The sequence below is a fragment of the Deinococcus grandis genome (assembly GCF_001485435.1).
Taxonomy (GTDB): Bacteria; Deinococcota; Deinococci; order Deinococcales; family Deinococcaceae; genus Deinococcus; species Deinococcus grandis.
Genome location: NZ_BCMS01000001.1, coordinates 858,399 through 877,564, shown reverse-complemented (window position 1 = coordinate 877,564; position 19,166 = coordinate 858,399). Strand labels below are relative to the sequence as shown.

Genomic DNA, 19,166 nt, shown 5'->3' with positions numbered 1-19,166 from the left:
ACGCTCAACAAAAAGCACTTGAATTCTTTGGCGAGCCTAAATACGTCGATCTTCCGATATATGACAGCGCCGGAAAAATCGTTGACAAGGTGACGCAGTTTGATCGTTATGTATTGACCTCCCCGAGCATGAGAATTGTTGCCGACGTTGATAATAATCGACTCATTGCGGGAGGGACTTCCGAAGAAACCTCAAAGATCAGAAGTTTCATCTCAACAATAGATATCCCTAAGGTATCTTCAGCGATTACACCTCAGGGACAGACGATCTACACAGCAAAGTCAAGTGTTGCTGATGTCGCAGCAGTGCTGAAGAATCAATTCAACAATATCAAAGTCACGCCGGTTGGTCAGACACCCCAATTAATCCTTTCAGGCCCTAGAGATCAGCTGGACGCCGCGCTGACCCTGCTGGGGCAGGTGGACCGCGTGGCGCCCGTCGTGGCCGGCGCGCAGATCACGCAGCGGATCTTCCAGCTCGTGAACGCCAGCGCCGAGGAGGTCAAGGCGACGCTGGAGGGCACGCTGGCGCGTGACCTGGGCACGACCACGTCCAGCACGACCACCACCGCGTCCACCACGGCGGCGACCACCGCACCGTCTGCCGCGCAGGCGAACACCGCGACGATCATCGCGGACAAGCGCACGAACACCGTGATCGTGCGCGGCACCGCCGATCAGGTGGCGCAGGTGGCGGACCTGATCCCGCAGCTGGATCAGAAGGTCCCGCAGATCAACGTGCAGGTGCGCATCCAGGAGATCACCGAGAAGGCGTCGCGCGCGCTGGGCGTGAACTGGTCGGCCGGTTTCGGCGGTTTCTCGGTGAGCAGCAGCAACTCGGCGGGTCTGGGGGTTTCCTTCGATCCGACCCGCAGCCTGCTGGGCTTCAACCTGGGCGCGTCCCTGAACGCCCTGCAGGGTCAGGGGCTCAGCAAGAGCGTGTACGACGGCAGCATCACCATGCAGAGCGGCCAGCGGTCGCTGGGGGCGTCGGGCGAGACGCAGAACGCGTCGAGCACGGCGGCGGCCAGCATCAAGAGCGGCGGCCGTCTGGAAGTGAACATCCCCTCGGCGGCAGCGAACGTCCCGGCGATCCAGAAGCAGATCGACTACGGCGTGAACCTGGACTTCTTCAGCCCGCAGGTCGCGCCGGACGGCACGATCACGCTGCGCGTGCGCGGCCAGGTGAACGACCTGCGGACGACGATCGCGGCGAACACCATTCCGAACGTCCTGCAGTTCACGAACAGCGAGGCGCAGACGACCCTGACCTTCAAGAACGGGGAGACGCTGCTGCTCAGCGGGCTGCTGGCGACCAAGACCACCGAGAACAAGGACGGCACGCCGTTCCTGTCGAGCATCCCGGTGGTGGGCAGCCTGTTCGGGAAGCAGAGCACCTCCACGGAGAAGACGCAGTTGCTCGTCGTGATCACCGGCACGATCGTCCAGTAACACGCTCTCTTCCGGCGCGCCTCCTGCATGGGGGCGCGCTTTGTTTGTGCAGGGGCGTGGGGCCGGTGCTGGGCAGGCGCTACAGTCGTGGGGCATGAGGTACCTGACCGCTGGCGAATCGCACGGGCCGCAACTGACGGCCATCATCGAGGGGCTGCCCTCCCAGTTGCCGCTGGGCAAGGGGGACATCGACCCGTGGCTGCGCAGGCGTCAGGGTGGGTACGGGCGTGGGCGGCGCATGGTGATTGAGACGGACGAGGCCGAGATCCTGTCCGGGGTGCGGGCCGGGCGGACGACGGGCGCGCCGGTCACGCTGGCGATCGCGAACAAGGATCACCGGAACTGGACGGAGATCATGTCGCCCGAGCCGGGCGGCGAGCCGCGCAAGAAGGCCCTGACGGACGCGCGGCCCGGGCACGCGGACCTGACGGGCGGCGTGAAGTACCGCCACAAGGACCTGCGGGACGTGCTGGAGCGGGCCTCGGCGCGGGAGACGGCGGCGCGCGTGGCGGTCGGGAGTATCGCGCTGAAGCTGCTGTCGGAGCTGGGCGTAGAGGGCGCGAACTACGTGTCGAGTCTCGCGGGGATCGAGACGAAAGTGCCGTTCAGCTGGGACGCGCTGGAGGCCATCGAGAACAGCGACCTGCGCACTCCGGACGAGGACGCCGCCGCCATGATGCGTGAGCGGATCGATCAGGCGAAGAAGGACGGGGACACGCTGGGCGGCATCCTGGAGGTGCGCTTCCGGGGCCTGCCGGTGGGCCTGGGGTCGTTCGTGCATTACGACCGCAAGCTGGACGGGAAGATCGCGCAGGCAGCCCTGAGCGTGCAGGCGATGAAGGGCGTGGAGATCGGCCGCGCCTTCGAGAACGCCGTCCAGCCGGGCAGTCGCGTGCATGACGCCGTCTACTACCGCGAGGGGACGTACGCGCGGGACACGAACGGCGCGGGGGGTCTGGAGGCCGGGATGACGAACGGCGAGGAGCTGATCGTGCGGGTCGCCATGAAGCCGATCGCCACGCTGATGAAGCCGCTGCCGACCGTGAACGTGGTGACGCACGAGGCGGTAGGCGCGGCCCGCGAGCGCAGTGATACGACGGCGGTTCCGGCGGCGGGCGTGATCCTGCAGTGCGTGATCGGCTGGGTGCTGGCCGAGGCGATGCTGGAGAAGTTCGGTGGGGACACCCTGCCGGAATTGCAGGAGCGCGTGGCGGCGGCGCGGGCCTTCGCGCAGTCGTACTGAGCGCATGCTGAACGACACCGAGGGTAGCCGCCCGCACCTGCGGGCGTTCCGGGCCGGACTGGAGGCCGGTCTGGCCGGGCACCTGCGCGACGTTCCTGAAGAGCCGATCGGGGGACGCGTCACGCCGCGTCCGGAGGATTCCCGTACACTGTCCCCCATGTTCAGTTCGGGCCTCATCGAGCGTCCGGTGTCGTGGGTGGCGCTGGCGGGCTTCATGGGCACCGGCAAGAGCCGGATCGGCTGGGAACTGTCGCGGGCGCTGGCGCTGCACTTCGTGGATACCGACAAGCTGATCACGCGCGTGGTCGGTAAGAGCATCCCGGAGGTGTTCGCGCAGGAGGGCGAGGGGTACTTCCGCGCCTGCGAGCACGAGGTCGTGGGGCGCGTGACGCGGCTGGAGCACGCCGTGATCAGCCTGGGCGGCGGGACGTTCATTCAGGAGGACAACCGCCGCTGCCTGCTGGAACGCGGCCCGGTGGTGGTGCTGTGGGCCACGCCGGAAACGGTGTACCAGCGCACGAAGCACAGCGACCGGCCGCTGCTGCGCACCGAGGACCCCCTGGAGCGCATCCGCACGCTGATGGACGAGCGCGCCCCGGTGTACCAGCAGGGCACCATCCACGTGCACAGCGACGGGCGGCCCAGCGAGGAGATCGTCGAGGAGATCATCGACCGGCTGTGGTCGTGGGCGGACGCGCAGCACGCCTGGGCCCTGGATCATGTGGCGCACGATCACACGCCGGACGCGGCGGGCGGCGGGGAGTCGCGTGCGTCGGATTGAGGTCGGCGGCGCGCAACCCTACGCGGTGGAGGTCGGCGCGGGACTGCTGGGCACGCTGAGGGTCCCCGAGCGGCACGTCGCCCTGATTCACCCGGTCGACCTGCCCCAGGAATTCGTGACGCGGGTGCAGGCGGCGTTGCAGCCCACCGTGACGATTCCCGTGCCCGCGCGGGACGACTGCAAGACGCTGGAGGTCCTCTCGGGCGTGCTGTCCCGGCTGGCGGGCGCGAACATTCCCCGTGACGGCGCGGTCGTGGGCCTGGGGGGCGGCGCGGCGACCGATCTGGCGGGCTTCGCGGCGGCCAGTTACCTGCGCGGCGTGGCGTTCTACACGCTGCCGACCACGCTGCTGGGCATGGTGGACGCGGCGGTGGGCGGCAAGACCGGCGTGAACCTCCCCGAGGGGAAGAACCTGGTGGGGGCGTTCTGGCCACCGCGCGCCGTGTGGTGCGACACCGATACCCTGGGCACCCTGCCCGGCGCGGTGTTCCGCGAGGGGGCCGCCGAGGCGTTCAAGCACGGCCTGATCAGCGACCCCACCCTGCTGGACCGGGTGCTGTCCCCGGACTTCCGGCCCGGCGGCGCGCTGCTGGAGGGCACGCTGGCCGATGCGATCGCCGTGAAGGCGGGCGTCGTCACCCGTGACCTGACCGAGCGCGGCGAGCGGGCGTACCTGAACTTCGGGCACACGCTGGCGCACGCGCTGGAGGCCGTCACGCACCACGGCGTGTCTCACGGCGACGCCGTCGGGTACGGGATGCACTACGCGGCGCGGCTGTCGCGCGCGCTGGGCGGCGCGGACCTGACCGGGCACACCCGCGCGTTCCTGACGTGGCAGCAGCCCACGCCCCTGCCCCCCGTGACCTTCGAGGACGCCCTGACCTTCATGGCCCGCGACAAGAAGGCCGACGCGGACGGCGTGCGCTTCGTGCTCCTGCGCGACCTCGCGCAGCCGTACCTGACGCGCGTGCCCGAAAGCGTGCTGCGCGAGGAATTCAGCGGCTGGCAGCAGGATCTGCGCGACCTCAATCTGCTGGCCTGACCGCCCCCATCCGTCCGGGCTGCACAATCCGCCCCTGGCCCACACGCCGGGGGCGGTACGCTGCGGGCATGCTGCTCGTGCTGAACGGCCCCAACCTCAACCGACTCGGCCTGCGGGAACCCGGCGTGTACGGCTCCCAGACCCTCGAAGACCTGGAACGCCAGTGCGACGCCTGGGGCGCGGAACTCGGGCAGGCCGTCACCTGCCGCCAGAGCAACTACGAGGGCCAGCTCATCGAATGGATCCACGAGGCCGAGGAGCACGGCTTCACCGGCATCGTCCTGAACCCCGGCGCGCTGACCCACTACTCGTACGCGCTGCGCGACGCCATCGCCGGGCAGCGCGTCCCCGTGATCGAGGTGCACATCAGCAACGTGGACGCCCGCGAGGAATTCCGCCACAGGAGCGTCACGGCCGCCGTGTGCCGCGGCAAGATCAGCGGCCTGGGCTTCCTCGGCTACCGCCTGGGCCTGGAGGCACTCGTCGAGGGACAGGCGTGAGCAACTGGCGGCCCTACCCGCGCCGGGCAGACAGCACCGTCACCGGGGACCTCTGGCAGCTGGACGGCATCGGCGACGCGCACCACGCGCCCCGGCCCGTGCTGGTGTGGCTGCCGCCCTCCTATCACGCGGACACGTTGCGGCGGTACCCGGTCGTGTACTTCCACGACGGGCAGAACGTGTTCGACGCGGCCACCAGTTACAGCGGCGAGTAGGGCGCCGACGAGACCCTGAACGCCCTGGCCGCGCAGGGCACCGAGGCCATCGCGGTCGGCATCCCCAACGGTGGGGATCGTCGCTTCCACGAGTACAGCCCGGTCGAGAACACCGACTACCCGCAGGGCGGCGGGGGCGGCGCCGACGCCTACGTGGCGTTCCTGACTGGCACGGTGAAACCCGCCGTGGACGCCGCGTTCCGCACGCGGCCCGGCCCGGACGACACGGTCGTAATCGGCTCCAGCATGGGCGGCGTGATCAGCCTGCACGCCTGGCTGACCCGCCCCGACGTGTTCGGGCACGCCGGGATCATGAGCCCCGCCTTCTGGACGAACCGCGGCTTCTCGCTGCGGCAGGCGCAGCAGGCCCCCCTCCCGGCCGGGCGCGTGTGGGTGGATATCGGCGGGCAGGAAAGCCCGGAATTCCCGAACCGGATGCGCGCCTACTGGGACGAGGCGCACACCCTCGCGGACACCCTGAGGGCCCGGGGGCTGGGCGAGAGGCTGCGCTTCCAGGCCGACCCGGCCGCCCCCCACCACGAGAGTGCCTGGGCGGCCCGGCTGCCCGCCGCACTGCGCTTCCTGCTGACCGGCCGGTAGTCCCACGTGACTTGCCCCACCAGCGCTCATCTGGTACCCTTGCGTTTAGTGTCTCGCGCTTGGTAGGGCCGAGATGACCGGGAGGCACCCGGACACGCCAGCAGCCTTCTCCCCCGTCGGCCTGGACCGTGTCGCAGCCAAATCCCCCAACTTCGGAGTTTCACGGTGAAAACCTACATCCCCAAAAATGACGAGCAGAACTGGGTCGTCGTGGACGCCACGAACGTGCCCCTCGGCCGCCTCGCGACGCTGATCGCCAGCCGCATCCGTGGCAAGCACCGCCCCGACTTCACCCCCAACATGATCCAGGGTGACTTCGTGGTCGTCCTGAACGCCGCCCAGGTCGCCCTGACCGGCAACAAGCTGGACGGCAAGGTCTACACCCGCTACACCGGCTACCAGGGCGGCCTGAAGAAGGAAACCGCCCGCGAGGCGCTGAAGAAGCACCCCGAGCACGTCATCGAGCACGCCGTGTTCGGCATGCTGCCCAAGGGCCGCCAGGGCCGCGCCATGCACAGCCGCCTGAAGGTGTACGCCGGTGAGGCGCACCCCCACGCCGCCCAGAAACCCCAGACGCTCGAGGTCAAATAATGGCGATTCAGCAACCCGAACAGTTCTACGGCACCGGCCGCCGCAAGAGCGCCGTCGCCCGCGTGTTCCTCCGCCCTGGCGAAGGCAAGATCATCGTGAACGGCAAGGAATTCCAGACCTACTTCCGTGGTCTCCTGCGCGCCGTGCACGCCCTGCAGGCCTTCCGTGAAACCGGCACCGCCGGCCGGTACGACGCCGTGATCACGGTCGTCGGCGGCGGCCCCACCGGCCAGGCCGACGCGATCAAGCTGGGCATCTCCCGCGCCCTGCTGAAAGTGAACCCCGACTTCCGCGCGCAGCTCAAGCCCAAGGGCCTGCTGACCCGCGACCCCCGCGAAGTCGAGCGCAAGAAGTACGGCCTCAAGAAGGCCCGCCGCGCCCCCCAGTTCAGCAAGCGCTGATCCCCGCGAGAAAAGCCCCCCGCACCTTCGGATGCGGGGGCTTTTTTGCTGATGGTTGATAGAGGCTGGACCGCTCTCCTCTATCAACCATCAACCATTACCCATCAACGCCTGGTGTGCGCGGCGTAGCGTTCCAGCATCGCCCAGCCCTGCCCGCCGCGCATCACCTCGCGGGCCTGCTCGACACCCTCGCGGATGCTCGCGGCGCGGCCCGCGGTGCGCAGGGCCGCCCCGGCGTTCAGGGCCACGATGTCCCGCTGGGCGGGCGTGCCGCCCCCGGTGAGGAGCGCGCGGGTGATCTCGGCGTTCTCGGCGGGACTGCCGCCCACGATCGCTTCATGCGGGTGGAGGCTCACGCCGGCCTCCTCGGGGTGGAGGGTGCGGTCGATGATCTCGCCGTCGCGGAGGCCGGAAACGGTGTTCACGCCACTGACGGTGAACTCGTCCAGGCCGCTGCCGTTCACGACGGTCGCGCCGCGCGCACCCAGCAGGCGCAGCACCTCGGCCAGGGTGCGGGTCAGTTCCGGTTTGAACACGCCCACGACGAGGTGCGTGGCCCCCGCCGGGTTGCTCAGCGGCCCCAGGATGTTGAACACGGTGCGGGCCGCGAGTTCCGAGCGGACGGGCGCGGCGTGCCGCAGGGCCGGGTGGTAGTTGCGGGCGAACATGAACCCGATGCCCAAAGTGTTCACGGCGTCCGCCACGACGTCCGGCGTGGCGTCCAGGTTCACGCCCAGCGCTTCAAGCACGTCGGCGCTCCCGGCGCGGCTGCTCGCGGCGCGGTTGCCGTGCTTCGCGACGGGCACGCCCGCGCCCGCCACCACGAACGCCGTCGTGGTGCTGATGTTGAAGGTGTGCGCCCCGTCCCCACCCGTACCCACCACGTCCAGCAGCACGTCGCGCGGCTCCACGTTCACGCGCACGGCGTGCTCCCGCATGGCCTGCGCGAAGCCCGCGATCTCCTCGGGCGTCTCGCCGCGCACCCGCAGGGCCGCCAGCGCCGCCGCGAGCCGCACGCCGCTCAGTTCGCCCTCCATCACCTCACGCATGAAGGTCGCCGCCTCCGCCTGCGACAGGCGCTCCCCGTTCATCAACCTCGCGTGCATCACTCCACTCCCTCCCGCCGCGCGCGGAACGCCTGCACCTCGGCCAGGAAGTTCCGCAGCATCTCCAGCCCGTCCTCCGTCGCGATGCTCTCCGGGTGGAACTGCACCCCGAACACCGGGAACTCCCGGTGGCGCAGCGCCATCACGACCTCCTCGCCCGGATCGGTCGTCCACGCCGTCGCCACCAGCTCCGGCGGCAGGTCGCGCACCACCAGCGAGTGGTACCGCGTGACCGTCACGCCGTCCCGCAGGCCCGCGAACAGGCCCGAGCCGTCATGCCGCACCGGACTGGTCTTCCCGTGCACCGGCAGCAGCGCGCGGCCTACCTGCGCCCCGAACGCCTCCCCGATACTCTGATGCCCCAGGCACACGCCCAGCACCGGCACCTCTGCCCCCAGCTCGCGGATCACGGCCACGCTCTGCCCCGCCTCGGCGGGCGTACATGGCCCCGGCGACACCACGATCGCATCCGGATTCAGCGCCCGCACGTCATCCAGCGAGAACGCATCGTTGCGCCACACCGTCAACTCCGCGCCCAGCGCCCCGAAATACTGCACCAGATTGAACGTGAACGAGTCGTAGTTGTCGATCAGCAAGAGGCGGGCTGTGGGCTGTGGGCTGTGGGCTGTGGGAACAGATGGGGTGGTCATTTCGGCTGTCCTTTCGTCCTTTGATGGCGGGCGTCCTGATAGGAGACATAGCTGGCGATGCGCCTCGTCAGGGAATCGAGCGTGGTGAAGATGGCGTCGTCCGGGGCGGGGCCAGCGTCATGCAGGCGGTGGGCAAGGTGCAGCAGGGTGTGGAGTTCGTAGGCGGACCCCAGGGCGATCCGCCCGAACCGGGCGATCTCGGCGGGACTGCCGCGGCCCACGCCCTCGGAGAGGTTGGTCGGGATGGACGACGCGGCCCGGCGGGCCTGTGAGATCAGGCCGTACCGCTCGTCCGCAGGCCAACGTGCCGTGCAGCGGTAGACGTCCTCAGCGAGCTTCAGTCCGTCCTGCCAGATCTCCAACGTCTGGATCCGTCCCGGCCCACTCGCGCCCGTCATTCCCTTCACCACAACCCACTGCCCACAACCTACAACCCCCCTGCGGCGAGCTCGACGGCGCGCATGAGGGCGGCGGCCTTGTTGCGGGTTTCCTGTTCCTCGCTGGCGGGGTCGCTGTCGGCGACGACGCCCGCGCCGGCCTGGATGTGCACGCGGCCTTTGGTGATGACCATGGTGCGCAGGGTCAGGGCCATGTCCATGCTGCCGTTCAGGGCGATGTAGCCGAAACTGCCGCCGTAGGGGCCGCGGCGGACGGGTTCGAGTTCGTCGATGATCTGCATGGCGCGGATCTTGGGGGCGCCGCTGACGGTGCCCATGGGTTGCACGCTGGCCAGGGCGTGCAGGGGCGTCTGGTCGTCCCGCAGGGTGGCGGTGACGCTGGAGACGATGTGCATGACGTGGCTGTAGCGTTCGATGGTGAAGGCGTCGTGCACGCGGACGCTGCCGTACTCGCTGACCTTTCCGAGGTCGTTGCGGCCCAGGTCCACGAGCATGAGGTGCTCGGCGCGTTCCTTGTCGTCCGCGAGGAGTTCGTCCGCGAGGGCCTGATCGCGCTCGGGGGTGGTGCCGCGTGGGCGGGTTCCGGCGATGGGGCGGGTGGTGACGGTGTGGCCGTCGCTGGCGAGGAGGCTCTCGGGGCTGCTGGCGACCAGCGTGACGGGGCCGAGTTGCAGGTACCCGAGGTACGGGCTGGGGTTCACGCGGCGCAGCGCGCGGTACAGCGCGAAGGGGTGCAGGTCGCCCAGGTCGGCGCTGAAACGCTGGCTGGGCACCACCTGGAAGATGTCCCCGGCGCGGATGTACTCCAGGGCTTCCCTGACGGCGGCCTGGAAGGTGTCCGGGGTGAAGTTGCTGGTGAACTCGGGCGGGGTGGTGGGCGTGCGGCCCGGCACGGCAGGGAGCGGCCCGCGCAGCCGCTGGGTGAGGCGCTGCACCTCCTCCTGCGCGCCTGCCTGAGTGTCGGCGGTGGCGACGGTGATCAGGCGGTGTTTGAGGTGGTCGAAGATGACCATGCCGCGCGGCGCGATGAAGCACGCGTCGGGGACGTTCAGTTCGTCGGTGTTCGCGTCGGGGAGGCGCTCGTAGTTGCGGATCAGGTCGTACGCGGCGTACCCGATCGCGCCGCCGATCAGCGCCGGGAGGCCGTCCGGGACGGGCGCGGGGCGGACGGTCGCGTGGTACAGCCGCGCCAGAGGGTCGGTGTCCTGCCCGTCGAAGTCGCCGAAGGTGCCGCTGCTGGTCACGTGCGCGCCGCGCGCCTCGAAGCGGCCCTGTTCGCCCACGCCGATGAACGAGTAGCGGCCCAGTGTCTCCCCGGCCTCCACGCTCTCGAGCAGGAAGGTGACGGTCTCGCCCTGCGCGACTTTCAGGTACGCGGTGACGGGCGTGTCGAGGTCGGCGTTGAGTTCCTGCACGGCGACGGCCAGCGGGGAGCGCGGATTCGGTTGCGTCATGGGTCTCCTGGGGTTCGGGGGCGGGGGGTCAAAAAAACGCCCGGGTGGGAGTTCCACCTGGGCGCGTCTGTGCAGTGTCGGGGCGACAAGCGTGATCAGACCCAGGAGTTTCTGGGCCACCACCACGCACCGGACACGGTCATGCGTGGCAGCATAGCGCGCGGCCCGCAGGGGCAGGGGGCGTGTGTAGACAGGTCACCCCTCCGCCGGGCGGGTCACCCAGGCGTGACGCTCACCGTGACCGCCTGCCCCTCCTCCAGCGACTCCGCGCGGCGCACCGCGACCTTCACCGGCAGCAGGTACCCGCCGTCTTTCGGGAAGATCGATGTGCGGAAGCGGGTCGCCCCCACGACTGCCTCGCAGGGGATCATGCCCCAGCCGTACGTCACGAACCGCGCGGCGTCCTTCAGATCCGGCACCAGCTCTTCTGGCACTCGCAGGAAGTAGTGCGGGGCGGGACCCCGCCAGTGGAACAGCTCGGCGGTGAACGTCAGGGGCATGCGGGCAGCGTAGCGGGAATTAACGGCTCTCTTCCACGCCCCGTAGGACGCTGGTCATCAGCGCCTCGTCGTACAGACCGGCGTAGTGGTCCCCGAGGGTGATGAGGAACTGCATCTCCTCCCGGGTCGTGCGGGCGCTGAGGCGCGTCTCGAAGCTCAGCAGGAGTGCCCCGTACGCGAGGGAGGCCGCGCCCGCGATGGCCAGGATGACCGGCAGTGGTCCGGCCTGGGCGCCGAGCAGGGCGCTGCCGCCGATCAGGATGCTGGTCAGGACGAGCAGCGCCACCGCGAGGTACAGGGCCGTCATGGCGCGCACGATGATGCGGCTGCGCCGCGCCAGCCGGGGGAGCTGCTTGACGATCAGGCGTTTCTCGTCCCGCGCGAGCGCCTCGGCGCGGCCCTCGTCGCTGACGAGCACCTTGAAACGCGCCGTGAGGTGCCGCACGCGGTCGGTCACGCGGCCCAGGCGGCTGCTGGTGCTCATGAGCAGTGTGCCCGCGCCGCTGATCAGTACGGCCGGGGTGATCATGGCGGTCAGGACCTGCAGGTTCGCGTCGGCCATGCCATGAAGGTACGCTGAAACCCCACTGGGACGCCTTCGAAAAATCTGCACGTTCCCTGCGAGAACCCTGCACGGGCCCCCGTCATCCTTTGACCCAGGAGAAGGGCAGCGGCGAGCGCCGCACCCGGATCGAAAAGGAGACCCACCATGAAGAAGATGCTGCTGACCGTCGCCGCTGCCCTGAGCCTCGCCGCCACCGCCACCGCCTTTGCCGCCAGCCCCGCCAACGTGTACGCCACGGACGGAGACGGCAATCAGTTCGACGGCCTGTACACCGAGTCCAGCTGGATGGCTATTGAGGTGCCGCTGGCAGACCTGGGAGATCGCGTGCCGAGTGACCTGAGCATCGCCGTGAGTGGCCTGCCGGCCGGGACGTACGTGACGCTCGACAGTGTGAGCACTCAGGGCAGCTACGCGCTGCTGCACGTCTCGGTGACGCGTGACAGCACCGCCAGCAACGTGAACAGCCTCGCGCAGATCGCTGTGAACTCGGGCAGCACGACGCTGACCACCGTGCAGCTCCCGGTGTACGGCGCCGCGTACGGCGAGTAAGACGCTGGCCTGCCAGGGTGAACGCCTGCCTCCGTCCGGGGCAGGCGTTTTTTCGGTGTGGGCCGCGCATGCTCTAGGCTGCGGGGCATGTGGGAGTCACGACGGGCGGCGGCGGTGCCGGGAAGCGTGTTTGCGCTGATGGACGCCGCGAAGGGGCGGGCGCGGGTGGCGGGCCTGGGCATCGTGGATCTGAGTATCGGCAGCAGTGACCTGCCGCCGCCGGACGCGGTGCTGGAGGTGCTGCGCGGGGCGACGCGGGACGCGGGGACGTACCGGTACCCGCTGTTCAGCGACACGGCGCCGCTGCGGGAGGCGGCGGCGGGGTATCTGGCGCGGCGTTTCGGGGTGGCGGTGGATCCGGCGCGGGAGGTGCTGCCGCTGATCGGCGCGCAGGAGGGGCTGGCGCATCTGCTGCTGGCGGTGACCGATCCGGGGGATACGCTGCTGCTGCCGGACCCGTGCTACCCGCCGTACCTGGGGGCGGCGGCGGTGGCGGGCCTGAACGTGGTGACGCTTCCCCTGCGGCCGCAGGCGGGCTTCCTGCCGGATCTGGATGCGGTGCCGGTGGGCGTCCGGCCGCGCGCGTTGCTGCTGAACTACCCGAACAATCCGACGTCGGCGGTGGCGGACGCGGCGTTCTTCCGGCGGGCGGCGGCGTGGTGCCGGGCGCGGGGGACGCTGCTGGTGCATGACCACCCGTACGCGGAACTGACCTTCGGGGCGTACCGCGCGCCGAGTGCGCTGGAGGCCGGGCTGGAGGGTGTGGTGGAGCTGCACTCGCTGAGCAAGACGCACCACATGGGCGGCTTCCGGGTAGGCTTCGCGGCGGGGGACGCGGGCGTGATCGCGGCGCTGGCGCGCGTGAAGGGCGCCATTGATTTCCATCCGTACCTGGGCATTCAGCGGGCGGCGGCGCACGCGCTGGGGTTGCCGGACGCGGTGGGCCGGGCGGGCGCGGCGGTGTTCGAGGCGCGGCGGGACGCGCTAGTGCCCGCGCTGCGCGAGCTGGGCTGGGAGGTCGCACTGCCGCAGGCGAGCATGTACGCCTGGGCGCGCGTGCCGGGCCTGCGGGACAGCGTGGCGTTCGCGGTGCGCGCCGCCGAGTCGACGGGGGTGGCGATCAGTCCCGGCGCGGCCTTCGGGGCGGGTGGCGAGGGCTTCGTGCGGTTCGCGCTGGTGCAGCCGCCCGAGGTGCTGCGTGAGGCGACGCGGCGGCTGGGGACCGTGCCGACGACCTGAACGGGCGGCGGGGCGCGGGCAGACGTCCGCGCCCCGCCGCCTGAGGTCCTTACACGGATTCCGTTTGTTTCGTTGACAACCCGGGACAGCACCGTGTTGCCAACTCCACGCCCGGAACCCGTTTCCCTCCTGCTCGCTCCGCTCGGGTTGAAAGATTTTGCAAACCTTTCAACCGGAGCCCGTATTACTTGTCGAACTTGCCGTACCCGGCGGCGCTGCGGCGCTGGGCACCGCGGGCGTAGTCCATCTGCATCTCGACCGTCTCGTGCTTGCCTTCGGTGAAGGTGCTGTCATGAATCCAGTAGTTCAGGCGGTCATCGCCGAGCTGCACCCAGAGTTTGTGCTGGTCTTCGGGGTCACGCCAGAAGGCGACGTGTTCGAAGGCGTTGCGCTGCGCCCAGGTCTGAATGTCCGACAGGACGCGGGCGGCCTTGGGGTGGGTCATCTGGAATTCCTGACCGTCGGCTTCGTTGCGGAACTTGATCTCGACCATGGTGGGTTCAGCGTAACAGACGCCGGGTGAACCGCGTTCAGAGTTGCGCGAAGGGGTCTTCATGTGTCCTGTCGCGCGTGGAAGCGGTACCGCTCCTGGCGGGGGCAGCGGCCCGTTCACGCTAGGGTGGGGGGTGATGACGGACGGTCTGAAGGTCACCACGCTGAACGTGAATGGACTCCGCAGCGCGCTGCGAAAGGGCCTGCGCGAGTGGACCGCGCGGGAACAGCCGGACGTGCTGCTGCTCCAGGAGGTGCGCGCCGATCCCATGCCCGGCGCCCTGGCGGACCTGGGTTACGCCGGGGCGTGGTTCCCGGCGCAGAAGGCCGGGTACAGCGGCGTGGCGGTCCTGTCCCGCCGGCCCCTGTCGGATGTCCGCGTGGGCGCTCAGCACGCGGAACTGGACGCCGAGGGCCGCGTGCTGAGCGCCGTGGTGGACGGCGTGCGCTTCGTGAGCGTGTACCTGCCCAGCGGCAGCAGCGGCCCGGACCGGCAGGGCTTCAAGGACCGCACGCTGCTGGACTTCCAGGCGTGGACGGACGCCCTGCTGGCCGAGGGGCGGCCCGTGGTGATCGGCGGGGACTACAACATCGCGCACCAGCAGGTGGACCTGAAGAACTGGCGCTCGAATCAGAAGAACAGCGGCTTCCTACCGCACGAACGCGAGTGGATGACCGCGCACCTCGCGTCGGGCCTGACCGACACGCACCGGGCGTGCCTGGGCGACGCGGCGGAGTACACGTGGTGGAGCAACCGCGCGAATGCCTACGCGAACAACGTGGGCTGGCGCATCGACTATCTGCTCGCGGCGGGCGTGACCGTGCAGGAGGTCCGCGTGGACCGCGAGGCGCGCCTGAGCGACCACGCGCCCCTGAGCGGCGTGATCCGGCCGGGCGGGCCGCTCGGGGCAGGGTAAAGTTCGCGTCAGATGAGCCCGGAAGGCGCGTGATATGCTGAGCGGGCTGCCGGGTTCAGGACAGCGCCCCCGCCCACTCACCGCTCAGCACCCGCTGACTGACGCTGGACGGAGGGCGCAACCCGAGGATAGCGAACACCTGCTGCCCGTGGACGGGTCGCGCGCACGCCAGCGTCAGTCTGAGAAGTGCGTCTCACACGAGTTAACCCCCACGGGCGCGTCCTGAGTGACCAGGAACGTACATGCCGAAAACGAAGAAGACGGAAACGGTGCCCGGCACCGAGAGGACCGGCACCGACATCACCAAGACCACCCCAGCCAAGCGCGGCGCGAAGAAGACGGCCGCCCAGACCGAACCGAAGAAGGCCGCGTCGGCCCGCCCGGCGAAGAGCAGCGCCAGCAAGGCGCCCGCGAAGACCCCCGCTAGCCCCCGCGCGAAGAAGACCGTGGCGGTCACGCCCGACCCTGTCGCTGAGGCACTCATTCCTGCCGAAGTCCCCACCGCGGCCGAGCCGGTCACGACTCCCGTGCAGGCGGCGCCGAAGCGTGGCGCCCGCACGGCGGCCCCGGCTCCCTCCCCCGTGGACCCAACCCCAGCAGAAGCAGCACCAGCTGAGGCAACCCCAGTCGCGGCAGATCCTGCCGAGGTGACTGCCGAAGTCGAGGCGACCCCTGCGCTCGCGTCCGAGCCGCGGCCCGTGAAGGCCCGCCGCGGTCGTCCCTCGAAGACGAAGACTGAGCCTGCCGCGCAGCCCGACATTCAGGAGCCTGCGACGGCGCAGCCAGTCAAGGCCACCCGGGGCCGGAAAGGGCGCGCGGCGGCGGCGAAAGCGGCCGACACCGAGACCGAGACGGTCACCGCCGCGGAGGCCACTCAGCCTGTCGAGGTCATCCCGGCGGAGCAGACGACCCCTGTCCGTGGGAAGGCCGGTCGCCGCTCCAGCAGGGCCGAGGTCGCGCCTCTGCCGGAGAGCGCGCCTGCTGCCGTGGCCACAGCGGAAATTCCCGAAAAGCCATCTGCGCCGAAGCGGAAGGCGGGACGTGGCCGCCAGACGGTCAATGAGCCCCTGCCCGAGTCGGCGGCTGAGTTGCAGCCCGAGGTTCAGCTGGATGCCGAACCGGCCCGGGAACCCGCGCGTCGGGGCCGCAAGCCCAGGGCGGCGGCCCGGCAGGACACCCCGGCCAGCGAGCCGGAGGTCGTGTCACAGCCCGCAGGGGCTCCCGTGGACGCCGATCCGGTGATTCTGGAGGTGCCCCGCAAGCGCGGTGGCAGGCGCAAGAACGCGCTGCCCGAGGCGCCGCTGGAGGACGTCCTGACCGGCGTGGAGGCCGTCACGAGTGAGCCTCAGCTGACTGAGGTCACAGCCGAGACCGTCGAGACTGAGCCGGTCACCGCCGAACCCCTGGTCGCCGAGGCACCTGCTGCCGGGACGAAGAGCCGCCGGGGCCGCAAGAAGAAGCCGGAGGCGGCGCCCGCACCCGCCCCGGTGGCCGCTGATGAGTCCACGCCGGTCGTGGATCAGGACACGGACCCTGAAGTGGAACCCGAGGAACCACTGCCCGGCGCGGACCCTCTGCAGTCCATCGTGGTGGCGCAACTGCGCAAGCTGGGCCGCCCGGTGCATGTGCGGGATCTGGAGCGGACGTTCACGCGCCAGACCATGAACCGCCTGGGCGGCTGGCGGGAACTGACGGACCTGCTCGACACGTTGGTCGACGCGGGCGAGGTCATCCGCACCCGCAAGAAGACGTACGGGCTGCCCGAGGCGATGAGTCTGATCCGTGGGCGCTTCCAGGCGTCGGCGGCGGGCTTCGGCTTCGTGATTCCCGACAGTGGCGGCGAGGACTATTACGTCCCGGCCGAGCAGACGCTGGAGGCCTGGAACGGCGACATCGTCCTCGTGCGGCAGGAGGGGCGTGGCGACAGCCGGGACGACCGGGGCCGGGGCGGGTCGCGCCGTGGTCAGCGGGGGGACGGCAATCCCCGCGCGAGCGTCGTGCGGATCGTGCAGCGCGCCTACCATCAGCTGGTGGGGACGCTGGAATTCCATCACGGGCACCCGATCCTGAAACCGGACGATCACCGGGCGCGGCACCGCATCCTGCTGCTGCCCGAGGGTCTGGACGGCCTGGAGGCCGGGGCGCGCGTCGTGACCGAGCTGTTCTGGCCCGAGCATACGGGTGAGGACGAGGTGTTCGGGCAGGTGTCGCGCGTGCTGGGCGATCAGGACGATCCGGTCACCGAGACGGAGGCCGTGATCGTGAAGTTCGGCTTGCGCGGCGACTTCCCGCCCGAGGTGCTGGAGCAGGCGAACGCGATTCCGACTCAGATTCCTGAGGAGGCCCTGAAGGGTCGCCTGGACCTGCGTGGGTTCAACATCTTCACGGTGGACGGCCGGGACGCGAAGGACTTCGACGACGCGATCCACATCCAGCCGACGCCCGAGGGCACCTTCGTGGTGGGCGTGCACATCGCCGACGTGAGCCACTACGTGCAGGAGGGCTCGCCGCTGGACGAGGAGGCGTACGCGCGGGCGACCAGCGTGTACCTGCCGGGCCGGGTGCTGCCCATGCTGCCCGAGCATCTCAGCAACGGCGTGTGCAGCCTCGTGCCGTACGAGGACCGCCTGACCATGACCGCGCTGGTGGAACTGAGTGCCGAGGGCGAGATCCTGAAGGTGCAGCTCGCGCCCAGCGTGATCAACAGCAAGGCCCGCCTGACGTACGACGAGGTGCAGGCGTACAGCGAGGCGACCGCCACGCTGCCCGAACACGCCCGGCACCTCGAGGGCGACCTGCACCTGCTGCTGAAGATCACCACGAAGCTGCGCCAGAAGCGCCTGCGTGAGGGGTCTCTCGACTTCAAGCTGCGCGAGGTGAAGGTGGACGTGGGCCCCGACGGTCGGATGGAACTCATCCCGATCCGCGAGGAGACGGCGCGCGGCATGATCGAGGACCTGATGCTGCTGGCGAACAAGGTCGTCGCGCACGAGCTGATCCAGCGCGAGATCCCGGCCCTGTTCCGCATTCACGAGGAACCCACCCTGCAGCGCTTCCAGGACGTCACGAACGCCATCGGGCGCATGGGGCTGGCCTTCCCCGGCGGGGAACCCACCCCGCAGGCGTACCAGGCGGTCCTCAAGCAGGTGCGCGGCACGCCGCGCGAGAGCGTCGTGAACACGCTGCTGCTGCGCTCCATGCAGCAGGCGAAGTACGCCGGGGAGAACCTGGGGCACTTCGGGCTGGCGTTCGGCGAGTACCTGCACTTCACCTCGCCGATCCGCCGCTACCCGGACCTGCTCGTGCACCGCGTGCTGCGCGGCATGCTGTCGGGCGAACTGAAGGCCAGTTCGCGCGGGGTGGCGCAGCTTCAGGCGCGCCTGCCCGGCATGGGCGAGCACACCAGTGAGCGGGAACGCGCCGCGACGGAAGCGGAGCGGGACCTCACGAAGTACTACCAGGCGAAGTGGGCGCAGGAGCACCTCGGGGAGTCGTTCCCCGGCACGGTGTCCGGCGTGGTGTCGAGCGGGCTGTTCGTGGCGCTGGACAACGGCGTGGAAGGCAAGCTGCACATCTCGCACCTGGACGACGACTACTACGTGTTCATCGAGGACGCGCAGATCCTGCGTGGCCGCAGCCGCGGGCGGTCGTACCGCCTGGGCGATTCGCTTCACGTCACGATTCAGGCCGTGAACCCGCTGGCTCGCCAGACGGATTTCACGCTGGCCGACCCGACCGACCCGGACTACCGCCCGGGCGACCTTCATCAGGAGACCGATATGGATTCACCCGTCAAACCCCGTGCCCGCCGCCGTGACGACCGCGAGCAGGAGAAACGCGAGAAGTTGCAGAGCCTGCCCGTGAGCGAACCGAAGAAGTTCACGCTGGAGGACCCCTCGAACCGGCCCACGCTGTCCCCCTCGGCGGGCGGGCGCACGGGGCGCGGACGCGGCCAGGGCCAGGGGGGCCGCAGCGAGGCCCGCGGTGAGGCCAGGCCCGAGGCGCGGGGCGAGGGCCGCGAGCGGGGCCAGGGCCGCACCTTCGGCGGGGTGAGCATGGGCCGCTCCCGGCGCGTGATCACGCTGGAACGCCCCCGCAACGAGCACCTGCGCCCGGTGAACATCACGGTGCAGCGCATGTACTTCGGCGACTGGACGCTGGAGAACATGCCGCCCGAGGACGGTCAGGGCGGCGGGCGCGGCGGGCGTCCCCCCATGCGCGAGCGCAGCGGCGGGGAGCGCGGGCGTGGGTTCACGCGCGGCGGGAACGACCGGGGCGCGGTGCAGCGCGTGAACGGCCGCCAGCAGGGCCAGGGGCAGGGCCGTCAGCGGGAGGCCGCCCCGCAGGTGCCGGCGCCGCAGCCCGCACCCGCCGCCGCGCAGGACGCCGCCGGGGATGACGCCAAGCGTCGCCGTCGCCGCCGGGGTCGCCGGGGCGGCGGGGGCAGCGCGCCCACGCAGAGCTGAGCACAA

At 70.1% G+C, this 19,166-nt stretch carries 20 protein-coding genes; 13 read left to right on the top strand and 7 right to left on the bottom strand.

Annotated features, from left to right (window positions below; genetic code table 11):
• Positions 1 to 305 precede the first annotated feature (305 nt).
• The 9 genes from DEIGR_RS21240 (at position 306) to rpsI (ending at position 6,824) form a co-directional block, all read left to right on the top strand.
• Positions 306 to 1,451, top strand: coding sequence for a type II secretion system protein GspD (locus DEIGR_RS21240; protein ID WP_236704652.1), 1,146 nt, complete (start codon positions 306 to 308; stop codon positions 1,449 to 1,451).
• 94 nt (positions 1,452 to 1,545) lie between these two features.
• Entirely contained in the window at positions 1,546 to 2,694 is a 1,149-nt protein-coding gene (aroC, locus tag DEIGR_RS04435; protein ID WP_058975609.1) for a chorismate synthase, read from the top strand.
• Between the two features lie 4 nt (positions 2,695 to 2,698).
• Positions 2,699 to 3,475 carry a shikimate kinase gene (locus DEIGR_RS04430; protein ID WP_322787151.1) on the top strand — a complete coding sequence of 259 codons (777 nt, stop codon included), beginning with the start codon at positions 2,699 to 2,701 and terminating at the stop codon, positions 3,473 to 3,475.
• Positions 3,462 to 4,517 carry a 3-dehydroquinate synthase gene (aroB, locus tag DEIGR_RS04425; RefSeq protein ID WP_058975607.1) on the top strand — a complete coding sequence of 352 codons (1,056 nt, stop codon included), beginning with the start codon at positions 3,462 to 3,464 and terminating at the stop codon, positions 4,515 to 4,517. Before DEIGR_RS04430 ends, aroB begins: the two co-directional genes overlap by 14 nt.
• Positions 4,518 to 4,585: 68 nt before the next feature.
• The gene (gene aroQ, locus DEIGR_RS04420) at positions 4,586 to 5,017 is read left to right on the top strand and encodes a type II 3-dehydroquinate dehydratase (protein WP_058975605.1); all 432 of its coding nucleotides are present in this window, start codon (positions 4,586 to 4,588) and stop codon (positions 5,015 to 5,017) included.
• On the top strand, positions 5,014 to 5,232 hold the full coding sequence (locus DEIGR_RS21235) for an alpha/beta hydrolase-fold protein (protein ID WP_236704651.1): 219 nt from the start codon (positions 5,014 to 5,016) through the stop codon (positions 5,230 to 5,232). The genes aroQ and DEIGR_RS21235 overlap by 4 nt, the downstream gene beginning before the upstream one ends.
• A 15-nt stretch (positions 5,233 to 5,247) precedes the next feature.
• Positions 5,248 to 5,832, top strand: a complete 585-nt coding sequence (locus DEIGR_RS21230) for an alpha/beta hydrolase (RefSeq protein ID WP_269083804.1) — start codon at positions 5,248 to 5,250, stop codon at positions 5,830 to 5,832.
• Positions 5,833 to 5,997: 165 nt separating this feature from the next.
• Complete coding sequence (gene rplM / locus DEIGR_RS04410; RefSeq protein ID WP_058975603.1) at positions 5,998 to 6,423, top strand: 50S ribosomal protein L13; 426 nt, start codon at positions 5,998 to 6,000, stop codon at positions 6,421 to 6,423.
• Complete coding sequence (rpsI, locus tag DEIGR_RS04405; RefSeq protein ID WP_046843115.1) at positions 6,423 to 6,824, top strand: 30S ribosomal protein S9; 402 nt, start codon at positions 6,423 to 6,425, stop codon at positions 6,822 to 6,824. The genes rplM and rpsI overlap by 1 nt, the downstream gene beginning before the upstream one ends.
• A 104-nt stretch (positions 6,825 to 6,928) precedes the next feature.
• Here rpsI and trpD read toward each other — a convergent pair whose 3' ends face one another.
• The 6 genes from trpD to DEIGR_RS04375 form a co-directional block, all read right to left on the bottom strand.
• Positions 6,929 to 7,915, bottom strand: a complete 987-nt coding sequence (gene trpD / locus DEIGR_RS04400; protein WP_083523925.1) for an anthranilate phosphoribosyltransferase — start codon at positions 7,913 to 7,915, stop codon at positions 6,929 to 6,931.
• A gap of 14 nt (positions 7,916 to 7,929) precedes the next feature.
• On the bottom strand, positions 7,930 to 8,580 hold the full coding sequence (locus DEIGR_RS04395) for an anthranilate synthase component II (RefSeq protein ID WP_058975599.1): 651 nt from the start codon (positions 8,578 to 8,580) through the stop codon (positions 7,930 to 7,932).
• Positions 8,577 to 8,978: a four helix bundle protein gene (locus DEIGR_RS04390; protein ID WP_153013629.1), complete on the bottom strand. Its 402-nt coding sequence runs from the start codon at positions 8,976 to 8,978 to the stop codon at positions 8,577 to 8,579. Before DEIGR_RS04390 ends, DEIGR_RS04395 begins: the two co-directional genes overlap by 4 nt.
• A 29-nt stretch (positions 8,979 to 9,007) precedes the next feature.
• Positions 9,008 to 10,432, bottom strand: coding sequence for an anthranilate synthase component I (gene trpE, locus DEIGR_RS04385; protein WP_058975597.1), 1,425 nt, complete (start codon positions 10,430 to 10,432; stop codon positions 9,008 to 9,010).
• Between the two features lie 215 nt (positions 10,433 to 10,647).
• A complete protein-coding gene (locus DEIGR_RS04380) occupies positions 10,648 to 10,932 on the bottom strand; it encodes a DUF1905 domain-containing protein (RefSeq protein ID WP_058975595.1) in 285 nt (94 codons plus the stop codon).
• A 19-nt stretch (positions 10,933 to 10,951) separates the two neighbouring features.
• Positions 10,952 to 11,494, bottom strand: a complete 543-nt coding sequence (locus tag DEIGR_RS04375; RefSeq protein WP_058975593.1) for a DUF2721 domain-containing protein — start codon at positions 11,492 to 11,494, stop codon at positions 10,952 to 10,954.
• Between the two features lie 147 nt (positions 11,495 to 11,641).
• Here DEIGR_RS04375 and DEIGR_RS04370 point away from each other — a divergent pair, with 147 nt between their 5' ends.
• Positions 11,642 to 12,046, top strand: coding sequence for a hypothetical protein (locus DEIGR_RS04370; protein WP_153013628.1), 405 nt, complete (start codon positions 11,642 to 11,644; stop codon positions 12,044 to 12,046).
• Between the two features lie 87 nt (positions 12,047 to 12,133).
• A complete protein-coding gene (locus DEIGR_RS04365; RefSeq protein ID WP_058975589.1) occupies positions 12,134 to 13,285 on the top strand; it encodes an aminotransferase class I/II-fold pyridoxal phosphate-dependent enzyme in 1,152 nt (383 codons plus the stop codon).
• Between the two features lie 184 nt (positions 13,286 to 13,469).
• Here the strand turns inward: DEIGR_RS04365 and DEIGR_RS04360 are convergent, their stop codons facing one another.
• Positions 13,470 to 13,778 carry a hypothetical protein gene (locus tag DEIGR_RS04360; RefSeq protein ID WP_058975587.1) on the bottom strand — a complete coding sequence of 103 codons (309 nt, stop codon included), beginning with the start codon at positions 13,776 to 13,778 and terminating at the stop codon, positions 13,470 to 13,472.
• A 136-nt stretch (positions 13,779 to 13,914) separates the two neighbouring features.
• On the opposite strand from DEIGR_RS04360, the gene DEIGR_RS04355 reads away from it, so the two are divergent.
• Together DEIGR_RS04355 and rnr are read left to right on the top strand one after the other, a co-directional pair.
• A complete protein-coding gene (locus tag DEIGR_RS04355) occupies positions 13,915 to 14,694 on the top strand; it encodes an exodeoxyribonuclease III (RefSeq protein WP_058975584.1) in 780 nt (259 codons plus the stop codon).
• A gap of 242 nt (positions 14,695 to 14,936) precedes the next feature.
• A complete protein-coding gene (gene rnr / locus DEIGR_RS04345; RefSeq protein ID WP_083523923.1) occupies positions 14,937 to 19,160 on the top strand; it encodes a ribonuclease R in 4,224 nt (1,407 codons plus the stop codon).
• The last annotated feature ends 6 nt before the right edge of the window (positions 19,161 to 19,166 follow it).